The organism is Pyxidicoccus trucidator (genome assembly GCF_010894435.1).
Lineage (GTDB): Bacteria > Myxococcota > Myxococcia > Myxococcales > Myxococcaceae > Myxococcus > Myxococcus trucidator.
Genome location: NZ_JAAIXZ010000001.1, coordinates 24,137 through 41,203, shown reverse-complemented (window position 1 = coordinate 41,203; position 17,067 = coordinate 24,137). Strand labels below are relative to the sequence as shown.

At 70.0% G+C, this 17,067-nt stretch carries 15 protein-coding genes; 11 read left to right on the top strand and 4 right to left on the bottom strand.

What is annotated here, in order from left to right:
- Nucleotides 1–111: 111 nt before the first annotated feature.
- The 9 genes from lon (at nucleotide 112) to G4D85_RS00135 (ending at nucleotide 9,532) form a co-directional block, all read left to right on the top strand.
- Complete coding sequence (gene lon / locus G4D85_RS00175) at nucleotides 112–2,571, top strand: endopeptidase La (RefSeq protein WP_164006737.1); 2,460 nt, start codon at nucleotides 112–114, stop codon at nucleotides 2,569–2,571.
- A 253-nt stretch (nucleotides 2,572–2,824) separates the two neighbouring features.
- Entirely contained in the window at nucleotides 2,825–4,411 is a 1,587-nt protein-coding gene (locus tag G4D85_RS00170; RefSeq protein WP_240359112.1) for a peptide ABC transporter substrate-binding protein, read from the top strand.
- Nucleotides 4,408–5,292 carry an ABC transporter permease subunit gene (locus tag G4D85_RS00165; protein ID WP_164006733.1) on the top strand — a complete coding sequence of 295 codons (885 nt, stop codon included), beginning with the start codon at nucleotides 4,408–4,410 and terminating at the stop codon, nucleotides 5,290–5,292. Before G4D85_RS00170 ends, G4D85_RS00165 begins: the two co-directional genes overlap by 4 nt.
- 91 nt (nucleotides 5,293–5,383) lie before the next feature.
- A complete protein-coding gene (locus G4D85_RS00160) occupies nucleotides 5,384–6,196 on the top strand; it encodes an ABC transporter permease subunit (RefSeq protein ID WP_164006730.1) in 813 nt (270 codons plus the stop codon).
- 101 nt (nucleotides 6,197–6,297) lie between these two features.
- Nucleotides 6,298–6,759: a response regulator gene (locus G4D85_RS00155; protein WP_164006728.1), complete on the top strand. Its 462-nt coding sequence runs from the start codon at nucleotides 6,298–6,300 to the stop codon at nucleotides 6,757–6,759.
- A gap of 90 nt (nucleotides 6,760–6,849) precedes the next feature.
- Nucleotides 6,850–7,395: a YqgE/AlgH family protein gene (locus G4D85_RS00150; protein WP_164006726.1), complete on the top strand. Its 546-nt coding sequence runs from the start codon at nucleotides 6,850–6,852 to the stop codon at nucleotides 7,393–7,395.
- Nucleotides 7,395–7,652, top strand: coding sequence for a BolA family protein (locus G4D85_RS00145; RefSeq protein ID WP_164006724.1), 258 nt, complete (start codon nucleotides 7,395–7,397; stop codon nucleotides 7,650–7,652). Before G4D85_RS00150 ends, G4D85_RS00145 begins: the two co-directional genes overlap by 1 nt.
- A gap of 14 nt (nucleotides 7,653–7,666) precedes the next feature.
- Nucleotides 7,667–7,987 carry a Grx4 family monothiol glutaredoxin gene (grxD, locus tag G4D85_RS00140; RefSeq protein WP_164006722.1) on the top strand — a complete coding sequence of 107 codons (321 nt, stop codon included), beginning with the start codon at nucleotides 7,667–7,669 and terminating at the stop codon, nucleotides 7,985–7,987.
- Between the two features lie 87 nt (nucleotides 7,988–8,074).
- The gene (locus G4D85_RS00135) at nucleotides 8,075–9,532 is read left to right on the top strand and encodes a DUF2914 domain-containing protein (RefSeq protein WP_164006720.1); all 1,458 of its coding nucleotides are present in this window, start codon (nucleotides 8,075–8,077) and stop codon (nucleotides 9,530–9,532) included.
- A 33-nt stretch (nucleotides 9,533–9,565) separates the two neighbouring features.
- On the opposite strand, the gene G4D85_RS00130 is transcribed toward G4D85_RS00135, so the two are convergent.
- Nucleotides 9,566–11,095, bottom strand: coding sequence for an aminopeptidase P family protein (locus G4D85_RS00130; protein WP_164006718.1), 1,530 nt, complete (start codon nucleotides 11,093–11,095; stop codon nucleotides 9,566–9,568).
- A 33-nt stretch (nucleotides 11,096–11,128) separates the two neighbouring features.
- The gene (locus G4D85_RS00125; RefSeq protein ID WP_164006716.1) at nucleotides 11,129–11,893 is read right to left on the bottom strand and encodes a 16S rRNA (uracil(1498)-N(3))-methyltransferase; all 765 of its coding nucleotides are present in this window, start codon (nucleotides 11,891–11,893) and stop codon (nucleotides 11,129–11,131) included.
- A gap of 155 nt (nucleotides 11,894–12,048) precedes the next feature.
- Between G4D85_RS00125 and G4D85_RS00120 the strand changes: the two genes are divergently transcribed.
- Nucleotides 12,049–13,242, top strand: coding sequence for a tRNA-uridine aminocarboxypropyltransferase (locus G4D85_RS00120; protein ID WP_164008972.1), 1,194 nt, complete (start codon nucleotides 12,049–12,051; stop codon nucleotides 13,240–13,242).
- Nucleotides 13,243–13,249: 7 nt separating this feature from the next.
- Here G4D85_RS00120 and G4D85_RS00115 read toward each other — a convergent pair whose 3' ends face one another.
- Both G4D85_RS00115 and G4D85_RS00110 read right to left on the bottom strand, forming a co-directional pair.
- Nucleotides 13,250–14,953 carry a FecR domain-containing protein gene (locus G4D85_RS00115; RefSeq protein WP_164006714.1) on the bottom strand — a complete coding sequence of 568 codons (1,704 nt, stop codon included), beginning with the start codon at nucleotides 14,951–14,953 and terminating at the stop codon, nucleotides 13,250–13,252.
- Entirely contained in the window at nucleotides 14,940–15,581 is a 642-nt protein-coding gene (locus G4D85_RS00110; RefSeq protein WP_240358987.1) for an RNA polymerase sigma factor, read from the bottom strand. The genes G4D85_RS00115 and G4D85_RS00110 overlap by 14 nt, the downstream gene beginning before the upstream one ends.
- 264 nt (nucleotides 15,582–15,845) lie before the next feature.
- Between G4D85_RS00110 and G4D85_RS00105 the strand changes: the two genes are divergently transcribed.
- The gene (locus G4D85_RS00105; RefSeq protein ID WP_164006712.1) at nucleotides 15,846–17,036 is read left to right on the top strand and encodes a DUF7107 domain-containing protein; all 1,191 of its coding nucleotides are present in this window, start codon (nucleotides 15,846–15,848) and stop codon (nucleotides 17,034–17,036) included.
- The last annotated feature ends 31 nt before the right edge of the window (nucleotides 17,037–17,067 follow it).

Here is a 17,067-nt window from a genome sequence, read left to right as displayed (position 1 = left end):
GAAATCGGCGTGTTATAGACGTGCTTCACCCCGTATGCGCGCTCGCAGAGCGGGCGGACGGGCAACTCTTCAATGGCCTGCCTCCCCGGCAGGCCAGCAGGTGGCGGATACATGTTCTTCGGACGTGACGACAAGAAGGAAGCCCAGAAGCGGGGACTCACCGTCCCGCTCTTGCCCCTTCGGGACATCATCGTGTTCCCGCACATGGTGGTGCCGCTGTTCGTCGGCCGGGAGAAGTCCATCGCGGCTTTGAAGGACGCGATGGCGCACAAGGGGCCGGACGACAAGGCCGTCATCCTGCTGGCTGCGCAGAAGAAGGCCAAGACCAACGACCCCACTCCGGACGACATCTTCCACTTCGGTACGCTGGGCCACGTCATCCAGCTCCTCCCCCTGCCTGACGGCACGGTGAAGGTGCTGGTCGAAGGCGTGCGCCGCGCCCGGGTGAAGAAGTTCCACCCCAACGACGCCTTCTTCATGGTGGAGGTTGAAGAAGTCGAGGAGCAGACCGAGAAGAGCGTGGAGCTGGAGGCGCTCGTTCGCAGCGTCCACTCCGTGTTCGAGGCCTTCGTCAAGCTCAACAAGCGCATTCCGCCTGAGATGCTCATGCAGGTGGCGAGCATCGACGACCCGGCCCGGCTCGCGGACACCATCGTCGCGCACCTCTCCCTGAAGCTGAACGACAAGCAGGCCCTGCTCGAGACGGAGTCCCCGGCCAAGCGCCTGGAGAAGCTCTACGAGCTGATGCAGGGTGAGATCGAGATTCTCCAGGTGGAGAAGAAGATCCGCACGCGCGTCAAGAAGCAGATGGAGAAGACCCAGAAGGAGTACTACCTGAATGAGCAGATGCAGGCCATTCAGAAGGAGCTGGGTGAGCGCGACGAGTTCAAGAACGAAATCCAGGAGATTGAAGAGAAGCTGAAGAACAAGCGGATGAGCAAGGAGGCCACGCTCAAGGTCAAGAAGGAGCTGAAGAAGCTCCGGATGATGAGCCCGATGAGCGCCGAGGCCACCGTCGTCCGCAACTACATCGACTGGATCATCAGCCTGCCCTGGTACGACGAGACCCAGGACCGCCTGGACGTCACCGAGGCGGAGCGGGTGCTCAACGAGGACCACTACGGCCTGAAGAAGCCGAAGGAGCGCATCCTCGAGTATCTGGCCGTGCAGCAGCTGGTGAAGAAGCTCAAGGGCCCCGTGCTGTGCTTCGTCGGTCCTCCGGGCGTGGGCAAGACGTCGCTGGCGCGCTCGATTGCTCGGGCCACCGGCCGCAAGTTCGTGCGCCTGTCGCTGGGCGGCGTGCGTGACGAGGCGGAGATTCGCGGCCACCGGCGCACGTACATCGGCGCGATGCCGGGCAAGCTCATCCAGTCGCTGAAGAAGGCGGGCAGCAACAACCCCGTCTTCCTGCTCGACGAAATCGACAAGATGTCCACCGACTTCCGTGGCGACCCGAGCGCGGCGCTGCTGGAGGTGCTGGACCCCGAGCAGAACCACAACTTCAACGACCACTACCTGGACCTCGACTACGACCTGTCCAAGGTGATGTTCATCTGCACCGCGAACACGATGCACAACATCCCCGGTCCGCTGCAGGACCGTATGGAGGTGATTCGCATCGCGGGGTACACGGAGCCGGAGAAGCTCTCCATCGCCCGTCGCTACCTCATCCCGAAGGAGCAGGAGGCCAACGGGCTGGCGGAGCTGAAGGTGGACATCACCGACCAGGCGCTGCGGACCATCATCAACCGCTACACCCGCGAGTCCGGCGTGCGCTCGCTGGAGCGTGAGATTGGCGGCGTGTACCGGAAGATTGCCCGCGACGTGCTGAAGAACGGCAAGCGGGACATCGCGGTCGACCGGAAGATGGCGATGAAGTTCCTCGGCACCCCGCGCTACCGCTACGGCATGGCGGAGACCGAGGACCAGGTGGGCATCGTCACGGGCCTGGCGTGGACGGAGCTCGGCGGTGAAATCCTCACCACCGAGGCCACCATCATGCCCGGCAAGGGCAAGCTCATCATCACCGGCAAGCTGGGCGAGGTGATGCAGGAGTCCGCGCAGGCGGCCATGTCGTACGTGCGGAGCCGCGCCGAGCGGTTCGGCATCGACAAGAAGGTGTTCGAGAACTACGACATCCACGTCCACCTGCCGGAGGGCGCGATTCCGAAGGACGGTCCCTCCGCGGGCGTCACCATCTGCACGGCCCTGGTGAGCGCGCTCACGCGTGTCCTCATCCGCCGCGACGTGGCGATGACGGGTGAAATCACCCTGCGCGGGCGGGTGCTGCCCATCGGCGGCCTGAAGGAGAAGACGCTGGCCGCGCACCGGGCGGGCATCAAGACGGTCCTGATTCCGAAGGCGAACAAGAAGGACCTGAAGGACATCCCGCTGAAGATTCGCAAGCAGCTGCGCATCGTCCCGGTGGAGTTCGTGGACGAGGTGCTCCGCGAGGCGCTGGTGCTGGACAAGCCGGAGGAGTTCGGCCGCAAGCCGCTCAGCACCGATGGCGCGAAGTCGACGCCTTCGTCGGAGCTGGCGGCCTCCACGCCGGCCGTGGCCCCGGCGTAGCGCCTGGCGTCATGAGCTGAAGGCCCCCTCACCGGGGGCACTGAGTTGAAGAGAAGCCAGGATGCCGGACGACCGAGGTCGCCGGACTCCTGGCTTCTCTTTTTCGGGCGCGGCGCGCTTCGGGGTACAACCCGGCCCGGTGGCTTCGCGTACTCGACTCCGATGGTCGTTCCTCCTGCTGGTCCTGGTGGCCACGGCCTGCGGGCCGTGTGGCTTCCAGCCAGACGCGGGCGTGAAGGTGGTGGTGCCGTCCATGCCCACCACGCTGGACTGGAGCCATTCGGACCCGGAGAGCTGGGCGAACTACCCCATCATGCTGGCCACCCAGCGCGGGCTCACCGTGCTGGGGGCGGACTACTCCGTGCAGCCCGGGCTGGCCGAGCGGTGGGAGCGCGTCACGGACGAGCAGGGCCGTGAGGTCTACACCTTCCACCTGCGGCGGGACGTGCGCTGGTCGGACGGCTCGCCGCTCACCGCGCGCGACTTCGTCATCGGCTGGCGGCGCGCGCTTCGCGGACGCGAGCGCGGAGAGATGGCCGACCTGGCGGGCGCGTCCGAGGCGCTGGCGGCACAGGAGCGCGGTGCCCCCGAGGACGAGGTGCGCGCCGCGCTGGAGCGCGTGGGCGTGGAGGCCGTGGACGCGCACACCCTGCGGGTGACGCTGGCCCGGCCGCGCAGCTACTTCCTGGCCCGCGTGGCCAACGTCTACATCTTCTACCCGGCGCCCGCGGCGGACCTGGAGGGGAAGTCGGACGAGGCCGTGCGCGACTACTTCGACAGGCCGCGCGACGGGCGCCCGCTGGCGCTGGGGCCGTACCGGGTGGAGCGGTGGGACCGAGCTGGCGAGCGCGTGCGGCTGGTCTACAACCCGGCCAGCGCCTTCCCTCCGCCGCTGCAAGCCGGCGAGACGCCAGCGCCCGTCATCACCCTGATGAAGTCGGAGATTGGCCCCGCGCTGTACGAGCGCGGCCGGGTGGACTTCGTCTTCATGGACAGCGCCGCGGCGCTGCGCGTGCGCCGGCCGGACGACCTGCAGCGCGAGCCGCTGCTGTCCACGTACTTCCTCGCCTTCAACACCGAGCGGCCTCCGCTGAACCGGCCCGAGGTGCGGCGCGCGCTGTCCCGCGCGCTGGACCGGGAGGCGCTGGTCGCGGGCCTGCTGCCGGCGGCCCGTCCGTCCAACGTGCTGCTGCCGCCAGACCTGCCGGGCGCGGCCACGCCCGAGGAGGCCGCGCGCCTGCCGAGCTACACCCCGGTGGCCGCGAAGGCGGAGCTGGCTGGAGTGCCCGGGTTGGACCGGCCGCTGCGGTTGGTCTACCGGCAGGGCGATGGGTTTCTTCCGGAGGTGGCCATCGCCGAGCGCGTGGTGACGCAACTGGCGCGCGTGGGGGTGCAGGTGGTGCTGGAGGCGCGCTCGGACTTCACCGCGGAGATTTCCCGGCGTTCGGCGCAGGGGCCTCGCGTGTATGACCTGTACCTGCGCCGCCTGGGCGGGGACTACGCGCACCCGAATACGTTCTTCACCCTCTTCGAGAAGGAGGGCAACCACCAGACGGGCTGGGAGACGCAGGCGGGCGGAGAGCCCATGGCCCGCTTCGAGCGGCTGCTGGAGGCGGGCGACGGCGAGCCGGACGAGGCGAAGGCTCGCGCGCTGTACGCCCAGGCCCAGGAGGTGCTGGTGGGCGAGCAGGCGGTGATTGCGCCCATCTACCACCCGGACCGCTACTTCCGCGCCCGGGCCCGGCTGCGCGGGCTGGACGTGGATCCGTTCAACTTCCTCGCACTGCGCGCACTGCGACTCGCGCCCGCCGAAGCGGCCCAGGTCGGAGTGGCGCCATGAGGGTGGTGACGCAGCGGCTGGCGCGGCAGTTGATTCTGGTACCCGTGGTGGCGGTGGCCTCGTACTTCCTCATGGCCGCGCTGCCACTCACCACGGAGACGGACGCCAAGCGCCAGGTCTCCAAGGAGCTGGCCGCGTCGTACCAGCGGGACCTGGGCATCGGCGAGCCGCTGGGCTTCCTGCGGCCGTGGGAGAAGCTCTTTCGCGGCGAGCGGCTGGGCACCAGCGCGCAGGGCATCACCGGCGATGAGCTGCTGCTGAAGCTCTCCGGCAGCGTGGGTGTGGGGCTGATGGCGCTACCGCTCGCGCTGGCGTGGGCGCTGGGCTTCGCGCTGCTGCGTACGACGTGGCGCCGGGGCCGCTGGGCGGCGCTGGGCGACGCGGTGCCGGCGGTGGCCTTTGGCACACCTGTCTTCATTCCCGCGCTGTTGCTGGCACCGGCGGTGGTGGAGCGCGGGCACATGCTGCCGGAGCTGTGCGCGGCGCTCGTCACCTCGGTGTGGCCCGGCATCTTCCTGGGCACGCTGGTGGGAGACTCGCTGGAGACGGAGCTGTCTCGCGACTACGTGCGCACAGCGCTGGGCAAGGGCCTGTCCCGCGGCACGGTGCTGCGCCGCCACGTGCTGCCGAATGTGTGGCCCGCGCTCCTGGACGCCGTGGGGCCGGTGGCCACGTCGCTGCTGGCCGGCTCGTTCGCCGCGGAGCGTGTCTTCGGCCTGCCGTACTTCGGCCAGCTCTACGTGCTCGCGGTGCTCAACAAGCAGGTGGCCGTGGTCGTGGTGGCCACCACCACCTTCGCGTCGCTGCTCGTGCTGGTGAGCCTGGCGGTGGAAGCGCTGCGCTACGCGCTGGATCCTCGCTCCCGGGAGGCCACGGCATGAGCTTCTTCCTCGTGTCGCAACCGGCAGGCGTGCTCGGCTCTGGGGTAGGTCGGCTCTGCCTGCCAGCCTCTCGCTCCCGTGAGGCCACGACATGAGCCGCGTTCCCCCGCGCGCCATCTTCGGCCTGACGCTGCTGGTGGGGCTGGGCGTGCTCAGCCTCGTGGCGGGCCGCCTCTTCCCGGAGGCGCTCGCCAGCACCTGCCCGCTGGGCATGGACCCCACGCGCCCGGACCGCACCGTGTGCGAGCTGGCCTTCGGCGGGCTCTGGGTGTCCCTCGCCGTGGGCCTCGCCGCGGGAGCGCTGTCCACGTTCATCGGCCTGGCCGTGGCCGCCGTGGCGCGCCTGTCTGGCGGCGCGGTGGAGCAGGCGCTGCTGCGCGGAGTGGACGCTGTCTTCGCGCTCCCCGATGTGCTGGTGGTCATGGTCCTCCAGCTCGCGGGCCAGTCGCTGGCGGACGCGGGGCAGGGCGGAGGGTTCGGCCCCTTCGGACTGATGGTCGCCTCCCTCGCGCTCGTGGGCTGGGCAGGACCGGCGCGCATGTTCCGCAACCGGCTGTTCACCCTGGAGTCACAGGAGTACGTCGCCGCCGCCCGGGCGCTCGGCGGGGGAGGGGCCCACCTCCTGCGCGTCCACCTGTGGCCCGCCCTGCGCCCGTTCGCGCTGGCGGTGTTCCTCAGTCGCCTGCCCGCCGCCATCCTCACCGAGTCCACCGTGAGCTTCTTCGGCATCGCCCGCATGGAGCCCATGTCCCTGGGCCGCTACCTGGGCACCAGCTACGCGGCCCTCATCTACGAGGGCGGCGGGCGCGTGGTGCTTCCCGCGTGGGCGCTGCTGGTGCTGCTGGTGCTCGGTGCCTCGCTCGCTTCCCAGGCGCTCTCAGCGACGCCGCGCCGGGCCGCCTGAGGTGCACTTCAGGGGTGGGAGAAGCACCTCTGTCCGAGGAATTCCCAACGTTGGGAGGTGGGTTTCCATCACACGGAAACCTTTTGCCCACCGGTGCACTCATGTCCCTGCCCAACGTCGAAGAGTTGCCCATCTCCACCGGACACGACTCCAGCGAGCGCACGGAGCGCAGTGACGAGCTGAAGCTGGAGCCGGTCCGTGGCGCCGTTCTCGTCGTGGAGGATGACCCGACGCACCGGGAGATCCTCGTGGAGATGATTGCGGGCTGGGGCTACGAGCCGCTGCCGGTGGGGAGCGCGGAGGAGGCGGAGTTCGCCGTGCGCAACAAGCGCATGGACGCCGCCGTCGTCGACGTCTTCCTGCCCGGCCGCAGCGGGGCCACGCTGATGTCCAAGCTCCGCGAGCGCTTCCCGCAGGCGGTGCTCATCGGCGTGAGCGCGATGAGCGACGCGGCCATGGCGCGCAAGTGCAAGGGCCTGGGCGCGGACCTCTTCATCGGCAAGCCCCTCAACCCGGAGAAGCTGGCCGAGGCGCTCCAGTCCAAGCACACGAGCTGGCACTGACAGTGCCAGCATGTCGCGGGGATGGACGGACCGGGAACCGAGGCTCGGGTTCCGGTTGCGCCGTCCCCGCGAACGGTTGATGCTCCCCCTGTGAAGAACCTTGCTCCCGGACTCCTGCTGGCCATGCCCCAGCTTGGGGACCCGAACTTCTACCGGTCGGTCATCCTGATGATCGAGCACGGGGAGACGGGCTCCATGGGGCTCGTCGTGAACCGGGGGGCGCCCCTGACGCTCGGTGAGCTGGCGCGCGGGCAGAATCTGGGCATCTCCAAGGAGCGCGAAGGGCAGCCCGTCTTCGTGGGAGGCCCGGTGGAGCCGCAGCGCGGCTTCGTCCTCCATGACGCCACGGAGCTCCTGGAGAAGCACCCGGTGATGCCCGGCCTCTTCCTGAGCGTGACGCTGGACGCGCTGGGCCCGCTGCTGGAGAACCCCTCGCCGCGCCTGCGCTTCTGCCTGGGCTACGCGGGCTGGGGTCCCAAGCAGCTGGAGAGCGAGATTGCCGCTGGCTCCTGGCTCTTCGCGGAGGCAACCGCCGAGGCGGTGCTGGGCCTGGAGCCTGGAAAGCTGTGGGAGACCACGTTGCGTGGCATGGGCGTGGACCCGGCCATGCTGGTGATGGGAAGGGGGATGAACTGATGCTCGACGCCGATTTTGTCCGTACCCGTATCCTGGAAGCCCTGCCGGACTCCGAGGTGGAGGTTAGAGATACCACCGGGACGGGAGACCACTTCGAGGCCCGGGTGGTGAGCCCGGCCTTCGTGGGCAAGCCCATGGTGCAGCAGCACCAGCTGGTGTACGCCCCCCTGCAGCAGTGGCTGAAGTCGGGCGAGCTGCACGCCCTCGCACTCAAGACCTATTCGCCCGAGCAGTGGCAGAAGCTCGGGCAGCGCTAGAAGGAGCTGCTTCGATGACCCCTGAGCTCAAGACACGGCTGGAGAAGGAAACCCAGTCGCACAAAATCGTCCTCTTCATGAAGGGCAACGCCCTGTTCCCGCAGTGCGGCTTCTCCGCGCGCGCCCTGCAATTGCTCCAGCCCTACGGCGAGGTCCACACCGTGGACGTGCTGGCGGACCCCGAGATTCGCCAGGGCATCAAGGACTTCACGAACTGGCCCACCATTCCGCAGGTCTTCATCAACGGGCAGTTCGTCGGCGGCTCCGACATCCTGACGGACCTGGCCGAGCGCGGTGAGCTGGCGGACCTGGTCTCCGGCAAGTCCCCAGCCTGATTCGGGGCGCGGGCCTCGGGGGGAGGGGGGAAGACCGCCTCCCCCTGGAGCGGCTAGGATGGGCGGCCGCTGCCCCGAGGAACCGCCGTGGTCACCGCAACACAGCCCAACACTCCCGAGAAGCAGGACGACACCGTCGATGCGCCGGCTACCCCGGCCGTATCCGGAAACGTCCTCCCCGCCGCTGATACGAATGCCGCCGTCGCGCTGAAGGACACCGCGCTGCCGGCCACCGCGCCCGGAGTGGCGGTGGACCCGGACGACCTGGTGGCCACGGCGAAGACGCCCACCCTCATGGAGAAGGTGCAGGACTTCCGCACCCGCCATGAGAAGTGGGAGATGGCCGCCTTCTTCTTCGGCGGCTTCATCTACGACGTCGTCTCGCTCAGCCGCATCGACGACACGCTGACGCTGGTGCAGAGCTTCGCGTACCTCGTCATCCTGTCCTCGCTGCTGTTGCTGGAGCAGCGCTTCCCGGAGGGCACGGAGCCGCCGAAGCTGCTGGCGAAGGTGTGGCGCTGGCGCGAGGACGCGGTGCACTTCTTCTTCGGAAGCCTGCTCAGCGTCTTCATGCTGCTGCTCTTCAAGAGCACGTCGGGCTTCACGCCCTACCTGTTCGTGGTGGGCCTGTTCGCGCTGCTGGTGGCCAACGAATTGCCGCGCTTCCGGCAGGTGGGCCCCGTCATCCGCGTGGTGCTGCTCAGCCTGTGCGTGACGATGTACTTCGCGTGCCTGCTGCCGGTGCTCATCGGCCGCATGGGCTTCTGGGTGTTCCTGCTGGCGGTGGCCCTGGGCAGCGCGAGCGTCTTCGGGCTGATGCGCCTGATTGAGCGCTGGCGTCCGGACGTGGAGTTCCTCGTCCGCAACGTGGCCGTTCCCGGCTTCGGCGTGCAGGGCGTGCTGCTGCTGCTGTACCTGGTGGGCGTGATTCCGCCGCTGCCGGTGGCCGTGCAGTTCGCGGGCATCTACCACAAGGTGGATCGGGTCAGCCCGGGCGTGTACCACCTGTCCACGGTGGACGACTCCGTCTGGTTCAAGCCGTGGACGTGGTTCGGCCCGGACTACCTGATGCAGCCGGGCGACAAGCCCTACTACTTCTTCCGCATCTTCGCGCCCAAGGGCTTCGCCCCGTACAAGGTGCGCGTCCGCTGGTACTACGACCACCCCGACAAGGGCTGGACGACGTTCGGCAACGGCTGGATGGCCAACGTGAGCAGCAACGGGACGGACGGCGGCTACCGCTCCTTCGCGACCACGTCCAACCTGAAGCCCGGCGACTGGCGGGTGCTGCTGGAGACGGAGGACGGACACGAAATCCACCGCATCAACTTCTCCGTCGGCCCCGACGCGCGCACCGAGCCGCGCCAGTTCGCGGTGGCGGTCTCCACGCTGAAGGAGGTCGCCCCACTGTCCCTGGAGGAGTGGGAGAAGACGCGCAAGACGGCCGCGTCGAAGCCCGGCGAGGCTCCGAAGCCCGGAGCGCCCGGTGCCGTGGGCACGGAGCCCGGTGAGACGGCGCCGCAGGCCGAGGGGACGGCGCCGTAGCACCGTCCTCCCGGGCGTTTGGAGTGGGGCCGCCTACTTCTTCGCGGCCTTCCACACGGACTTCATCCACGCCTCCACGTCCTTCGCGGTGCGCGGAATCTTGCCGGAGAGGACCTTGCAGCCGCGCGCGGTGACGACGACGTCGTCTTCGATTCGCACGCCGATGCCGCGGTAGCGCCGTGGCACGGTGAGGTCGTCCGTCTGGAAGTACAGGCCGGGCTCCACCGTCAGCACCATGCCGGGCTGGAGCTTGCCGTACTTGTACGCCTCCTGCCGCGCCTGGGCGCAGTCGTGCACGTCCAGGCCCAGCATGTGGCTGACGTTGTGCAGTGAGTAGCGCTTGTAGAACTGGTGCTCGTCCTTGAGCGCCTCCTCGGCGTCCTCGAGGATGCCGAGGGACTCCAGGCCCCCGGCCAGCACGCGCATGGCCACGCGGTTGGGCTCCATGAAGTCGTTGCCCGGCTTCACGGCCTTGATGGCCTGCTCCTGGGCCTCCAGCACCAGCTCGTAGATTTCGCGCTGCTCCTTGGAGAACTTCCCGGAGAGCGGGAGGGTGCGGGTGATGTCGGCGGTGTAGAGGGTGTGGCCCTCCACGCCCGCATCCAGCAGGAGCAGGTCACCGGGCACCAGCGGGCCGTCATTGCGCGTCCAGTGCAGCACGCAGGCGTGCGAGCCGCTGGCGGCGATGGTGCCGTAGCCCACGTCGTTGCCCTCCACGCGGGCGCGGAGGTTGAAGATGCCCTCCACGTAGCGCTCCGTCTTCGCCGTCTTCAGGCCGCGGATGACGTCCTCGAAGCCGCGCTGGGTGGAGTCGATGGAGGACTGCAGCTCGCGCAGCTCCTGGTCGTCCTTGAGGAGGCGCATCTCGGAGAGCGCCTGGGCCAGGGCCTTGTCCTTGTCTCCGCCCTCCGGCACCGCGGTGTCCACCTTGGGGGCGAAGCCGCGCAGCACGCGCGTGGGGCGGCTCACCGCGCCATTCAGGCCGGCGACGTAGTCCTTCAGCTCATTGAGGCCGCGCGCCTCGTCCACGCCGAAGCGGGCCCGGCTCTCCTTCACGCCCAGGCGCGGGCCTACCCACAGCTCGCCCTTCACGCGGTCGGTGAAGAAGGTGGAGTCCGTGCGGCCCGGGTTGGGCTCCACGAAGAGGATGTCCGTGTGGCCTCCGCCCTCCTTGGGCTGAAGGACGAGGACGCAGTCCGGCTCGGTGTTGCCGGTGAGGTAGTAGAAGTCGGTGCCCGGCCGGAAGCGGTAGTGGGTGTCGTTGGCGCGCACCTTCTCGTGGCCGGTGGGGACGATGAGCGTCTCTCCGGGGAACAGCTTGGAGAGGGCGCGGCGACGGGCGCGGAAGGCGTCGGAGTGCTTGAGCCTGGGCGGCAGCTTCTTCGCACCCGGCTTCCACCGCTTCATCATGAAGTCGAGCAGGGCCGGGGGCGGCACCGTGTCGTGGCTGGCGGGCTTCGCGGGCGCGGCCTGCGGCTCCGAGGTGACGAGGGGCTGTTGCTCACCCACGGCGGGCTGCGAGGTGCCGTCGGTGGCGGGGGAGGAAGGGTTGGACGTGGCCATGGCTGTGACTCTTGAACAGCGCACGGCGGCCCTTCAAGCCCGAGATGGCTCTGCTTTGAATGCAGTGTCCTCTCTCAGAAGGGCGACCTGCCCCAGGAGGACGGGGACCGCCGTCTCCACGCGGAGGATTCGGGGGCCCAGGGAGAAGGGGCGGAAGCCCTGGGCTTCGAGGAGCTGGGCCTCGAAGGGCACCCAGCCGCCGTCGGGGCCGATGGCCAGCACCACCCGCTCGGCGGTGTCCGCGCCGGCCGCGCGCAGGGGCTGCTTCGCGGGCGGGTGGGGGAGCAGCCGGACGGCCGTGGGGCCGAAGAGGGTGTCCAGCTCGTCCTCGACGAAGGGGCGGAAGCGCTCGCGCACGTGGACTTCGGGGAGGTGCGTGTCCCGGGCCTGCTCCAGGCCCTGGAGGAGCAACTCCCGGACGAAGGCGGCGTCCAGCACCTTGGAGTCGAAGTAGCTCTTCTCCACCCGGGCCGCGTTGACCAGCACCACCCGGTCCACGCCGAGCGAGGCCACCGCGGGCAGCACCTTCTTGAGCGCCTTGGGACGAGGGATGGCGAGCAGCAGGTCCACGCCCGCGCGTGGGGGCGGAGGCTCGGTGAGGGAGACGCGCAGGTGCAGCACACCGACGCTGTTCTCCAGCACCTCTCCGGTGCCGGTGAGGCCCCCCAGCCGGCCCACGCGCAGGGACTCGCCGGGCTCCGCGCGCAGCACCTCGCGCGCGTGCTGGGCCCGGCGCCCGGTGAGGCGGGCGGTGCCGTCCGGGAGGAAGTCCTCATCGAAGAGCAGGAGCAGATTCACAGGGCTTCTGTACTCCGTCGACTGGCGGTGTGGGAGACATCTTCGGCGTACACAGGGACCCACTGGAGGGAGGTGGAGGTAGTGCCTGCCCCCCTGGTTGCCCGCCGCGCTTCCTGCCGGCAGTGCTTGCCCCTCTCCGGGGCGTACCGTAAAGGCTGGCTGTGCGTAACCTGTGCCTTCGCTGCCGCCGTCCCGACACCACCTGCTACTGCGCGCAACTGCCGCCCCCGCTGGAGACGCGGACCCGCGTCGTCTTCCTCCAGCATCCGCGTGAGCGGCGCGTGGCCATCGGCACGGCGCGCATGGCTCGCCTGGCGCTGCGCAACGCCGAGCTGCACGAGGGTGTGGACTTCACCGGCCACGCGCGGCTGGAGCAGCTCGCGGCGAGGCCGGAGTCAGTGGCCGTGCTCTTCCCGGGCGAGGACGCCATCACCGTGGAAGAAGCCCGAGAGAATCCGCCGGAGACCATCATCGTCGTGGACGGCACCTGGCCCCAGGCGAAGAAGGTCGTCTCGCGCAACCCGTTGCTGGCCAGCCTGCCGCGCATCTCCTTCGTGCCTCGCCGTCCCAGCAACTACCGCATCCGCGCCGAGCCGGCGGACCACTGTGTGTCCACCATCGAAGCGGTGGTGGAGATGCTGGGCATCCTGGAGGGTGACCCGGCGCGGTTCGACACCATGCTGAAGGCCTTCGAGTACATGGTGGACACGCAGCTGGAGCGGCAGTCGCAGCGGACGTCTCCGAACCGCCGCCGCATCTACTTCGGCCCGTGGCGTCCGCCGTTCGAGCTGCGCACGCTGGCCGAGCGCTTCGAGAACCTCGTCCTCTTCTATGGCGAGGCCAACGCGCATCCGACCGGAACGAACATTCCTTCCGAGCTGGTGCACGCGGTGGCCTGCCGTCCGGCCACGGGCGAGCGCTTCGAGGCCGTGATTGCCCCCGAGCAGCCCCTGGCGCGCAGCACGCCGCTGCACGTGGAGCTGTCCGAGGAGGTGCTGCGCGCCGGAGAGCCCCGGGCACAGGCGCTGGCGCGCTTCGAGGCGTTCCTCCGCCCTGGTGACGAGCTGGCGGTGTGGACGACCTTCGCGCTGGATTTGCTGTGGGAGGGAGGCGTCACCCGGCGGCCGGCGTGCAACGTGCGCCTGTCCACGGCCCGCGCGCTGAAGGGCAAGGCGGGGGGCGTGGAGCAGGCGATGGAGCTGCTGCGCGGCCCGGACGTGCCCGAGTGGGCTCCGGGGCGCGCGGGCCGCCGCATCCGCGCGCTGGAGTCCGTGGTGCGCGAGCTGGTGGCGCGAGGGAATGCCACGGCGCCGCCGGAGAAGCTGCCTCGGACGGGCTCGGACGGCTGAGACCAGGTCAGGGCAGCAGCGCGGTGTTGGCCTCGCGCGCGTAGCGACCCCGGGGGAACTCGTTGAGGTACTGGCGGTACTCGCCCTTGGCCGCCTTCGGCTGGAGCTTCTCCTCGAAGCAGCGGGCGCGCAGGTAGCGGGCCTGCTCACGGTGCGAATCACGCGGGCTTCGCTGCGCGATTTCTTCCAGTCCCACCAGGAAGCTCTCGCACGTGCGGGGGCTGAGCTGCAGCCGCGCGTACCCGAGGAACCGCTCGTCCGCGTCCTTCGACATCAGCGCCATCGGAATCAGCGGCTCCTTCTTCTTCTTTTCCTTCGCTGGCGCCTCCGCCACCGCCACGGGAGGCGGCACTGGCGCCGGGGCCGTCTTGGGCGGCAGCGACTCCGTCACGGACCGCGCGGGGTAGGGGGCGAACTCCTGGTCGGGGCCCGTCACGGGCGGCGCGGCGGCCACCACCACCGGGGCCGGTGCTGGAGGCGCCGCGACTACCGTCTTCTCGGGGGCAGGGGGGGCCACCGTGGGAGTAGCGGACGCCACGCGCTCCCGCGGCTTTCCTCCCGCGCGAGGCACCGTGGTCGCCACCTGCTGCCGCTCTCCGCGCGACTTCGGCTGCGTGGCCACCGCCGGCTTCTTCGCGGATGGGGCCTCCGTCGCCAGCGCCGCGGGCGCGACCGCGTCAGCCGTGAGCGCGGACGGAGCATCCGTCGTCGGAGCCACCGCGGCGATGGCCTCGGCCGTGGTCGCCGTGTCTCCCTGTTGCGGGACGGGCGCGCTCAGCGCCTCGAAGGCCCGCTGGTCGGGCTCGGACACCGGCTCGTGCTTCAGCGTCCTCTCCCGCGCGTCCAGCTCCACCCGCTCACCCGCGCCCACCAGCCGCGTGGGCTGTCCTTCCACCTCCACGCGCACCTGACCTTCAGCCACGGCCACCGCCGCGCCGTGCTCCGTGCGCTCCACCGTGAAGACCGTGCCCACCACCGACACGCGCAGGCCCGCGGCCTCCACCGTGAAGCCCTGCCGCTCCGCATGTGACGCCTGCACCGAGAGCCGGCCCTGCCGCACCGTGAGGTGGACGTCGCGCGCCTCCGCACGGGACAGCTCCACGTCCGAGCCCTCCGACAGCCGCACCCGGCTCGCATCCGGCAGCCGCAGCAGCGCCGTGGAGCGCGCGGGCGTCCGGACCGCCACCCCCGAGCGCAGCTTCGCTCCCGTCTGCAACGCCCGCTCCGTGCCACCCACCTCGCGCACCACCGCGCCCGAGGTGCTCTCCGCCTGGGCCGTGTCCGGGGCGCTGCCGCCCTCGAGCACCGCCTGCGCCGTGGCCACCGCTGTACCCGTCTGGGACGCCGGTAGCGTCGCCACGGGAACCCCCGGCCCGCCCGGCGCCACCTCCGGAGTCCGCAACATCCAGAAGCCGAGCATCGCCGCGCAGGCCCCCGCGAGCGCCAGTGCCCACGGCAGCCGGGACCTGGGTGCCGCCGCCGTCATCCGCCGCGCCGCCTCGGAACGGAGCCCCGCGTCCACCACGCCCCAGCGCACGTCCGGTGTCACCGCACGCGCCTCGTGCAGCACGCCGCGGGATTGCTTCACCTGCTCCAGCTGGGCCGAGCACGACGGGCACCCGGCCACGTGCGCCTCCACGCGTGCCCGGGCCGCTGCGTCCAGCTCGCCCGCCGCCAGCGCCCACAGGGCCTGGACCTCATGGCGCGCCATGGGGACCTCCCGGTCGGCGATGGGCGAGCAGTCGCTGCATGGCCTCGTTGAACTCCAGCCGCGCGTGGTGCAGGCGACTGCGCACGGTGTTGGGCGAGCTTCCCACAGCCTCGGCGATTTCGTCTGGAGTCATCCCACACAGCTCGTAGTACACGAAGACGATGCGCTTCTTCGGCTTCAGCCGCTCCAGCGCCACCTCGACCAACCGGGCCGCCTGACGCCGCGCCGCCGCGTGCTCCGGGTCGTCACCCTGCGCCACCATTTCTGGAGGCTCCGCGACGGAGTCCTCCGGCCGCCGCCGCTTCCAGCGCAGGTGCGACAGCGCCACGTTCGAGCACACCCGGTAGAAGAACGTCCGGAAGCGCGACTCACCCCGATAGCCCTTCACCGCCGTCAGCAGCCGCAGATACGTCTCCTGGAGCAGATCCTCCACCTCCACGCGGTTGCCCACCAGATGCCGCAGCGTCCGCACCGCGTCCATCCGGGTGAGCTGGTAGAGCTGCTCGAAGGCGGTGAGGTCTCCCTCCTGGATACGGCGCACCAGCAGCTGGAGCTGGGCCTCGTCCGAGGCCACGGGCGCGGGCACGCCCCGCCCGCGGCGCTCCCCCAGCGCGGGAACTTCCGCCAATGAACGGGCACCTCGGAAGAACACCGGGGGCTCTCCCTCGGGGACATTCAACGGTTCAGCTCCGTTCAGGAGCCATACGCCGTCGATGTGAATGGTCCAGGCCAGCACACTACCTCCGTGTGCCTGCTGGTCGCCGCAGCGACGGGATGCGATCAAATTATATTCTTTGATCAGCCGTCGCGCCTCCGGCGTCAAACGCGGCTGAATCCGCACAACCTACCCGGTGGCCGGACCGGTCCCCCAGTTTTCTCGGAGTCCCCACTCATGAGGAAGACCCCCGCAGGCAGGCTGCTGCTGCCGCTTTTGCTGTCGCTTGTCTCCACTCTCTCGGGCTGCATCATCCACGAGAACGAGGACTGGTACGACGACGAATACTCCTACTGCTACAACGACTCGGACTGTAGCAGCGATGAGACCTGTCGCTCCGGCTCGTGTCGGGACCTCCCCCTGGACGCGCGCCGCTGCGTCACCACCATCGACTGCGACGGCGCGGAGATCTGCATCAACAACGTCTGCCTCCAGCCCTGCTCGCGCGACTCGCAATGCGGCTCGGGCGGCAAGTGCTCCGACCACTACTGCGCGCCGGGCACGCAGGATGGCGGGACGCGCCCGGATGCTGGGACGCGGCCTGACAGCGGCAGCGACGGCGGCACGCGGCCCGACGGCGGTACCCGGCCGGATGGCGGCGCGTCCGACGGCGGGCCGGGGCCAATCCCGGACGCGGGCTCGACGTGCCGGGTGAACACGGACTGTGGCGCGGGGAACTACTGCATCAACAACCAGTGCTTGCAGGGCTGCACGGCGGACCGGCAGTGCGCCTCCACGGATGCGTGCGTCTTCGGCGTGTGCCGCCCCCGCCCGCAGGACCCGAACGCCTGCACCTCCGCCTACCAGTGCCAGGACGGCAAGGACTGCGTGGACGGCCAGTGCCGCGCGGCCTGCGGGTCCACCACCGAGTGCCCGACCGAGTACACCTGCCAGATTGGCTACTGCATGCCCATCCCCAGCGGGGGCGAGTGCCGCGCCAACTGCGACTGTCCCTCGGGCCAGGTCTGCACCAACGGCCAGTGCAAGTCGCCGCAGCCCGACCCGGGCCAGGCCTGCGTCGCCAACTGCGACTGCCCCTCCGGCCAGGTCTGCACCAGCGGCTACTGCAAGTCGCCCACGCCGCCGCCCCCGCCCCCCGACGCGGGCTCGGGCCCCTCGTGCAACGCCAACTGCGACTGCCCCTCCGGCCAGGTCTGCACCAATGGCTCCTGCAGGACGCCGACGCCTCCTCCCGCGCAGGACGCGGGCACCTCGCCGGTGTGCCGCGCCAACTGCGAGTGCCCCGCGGGCAATGTCTGCACCAGCGGCCTCTGCAAGCCCGTGAATCAGGGCAGCGGCAACGCGTGCGTGGCCAACTGCGAGTGCCCCGCCGGCGAGCGCTGCGTCGACAACGTCTGCTGGCTGTAGCGCTTCCGGAGCCCGAGGCGGTGCCGGTGGC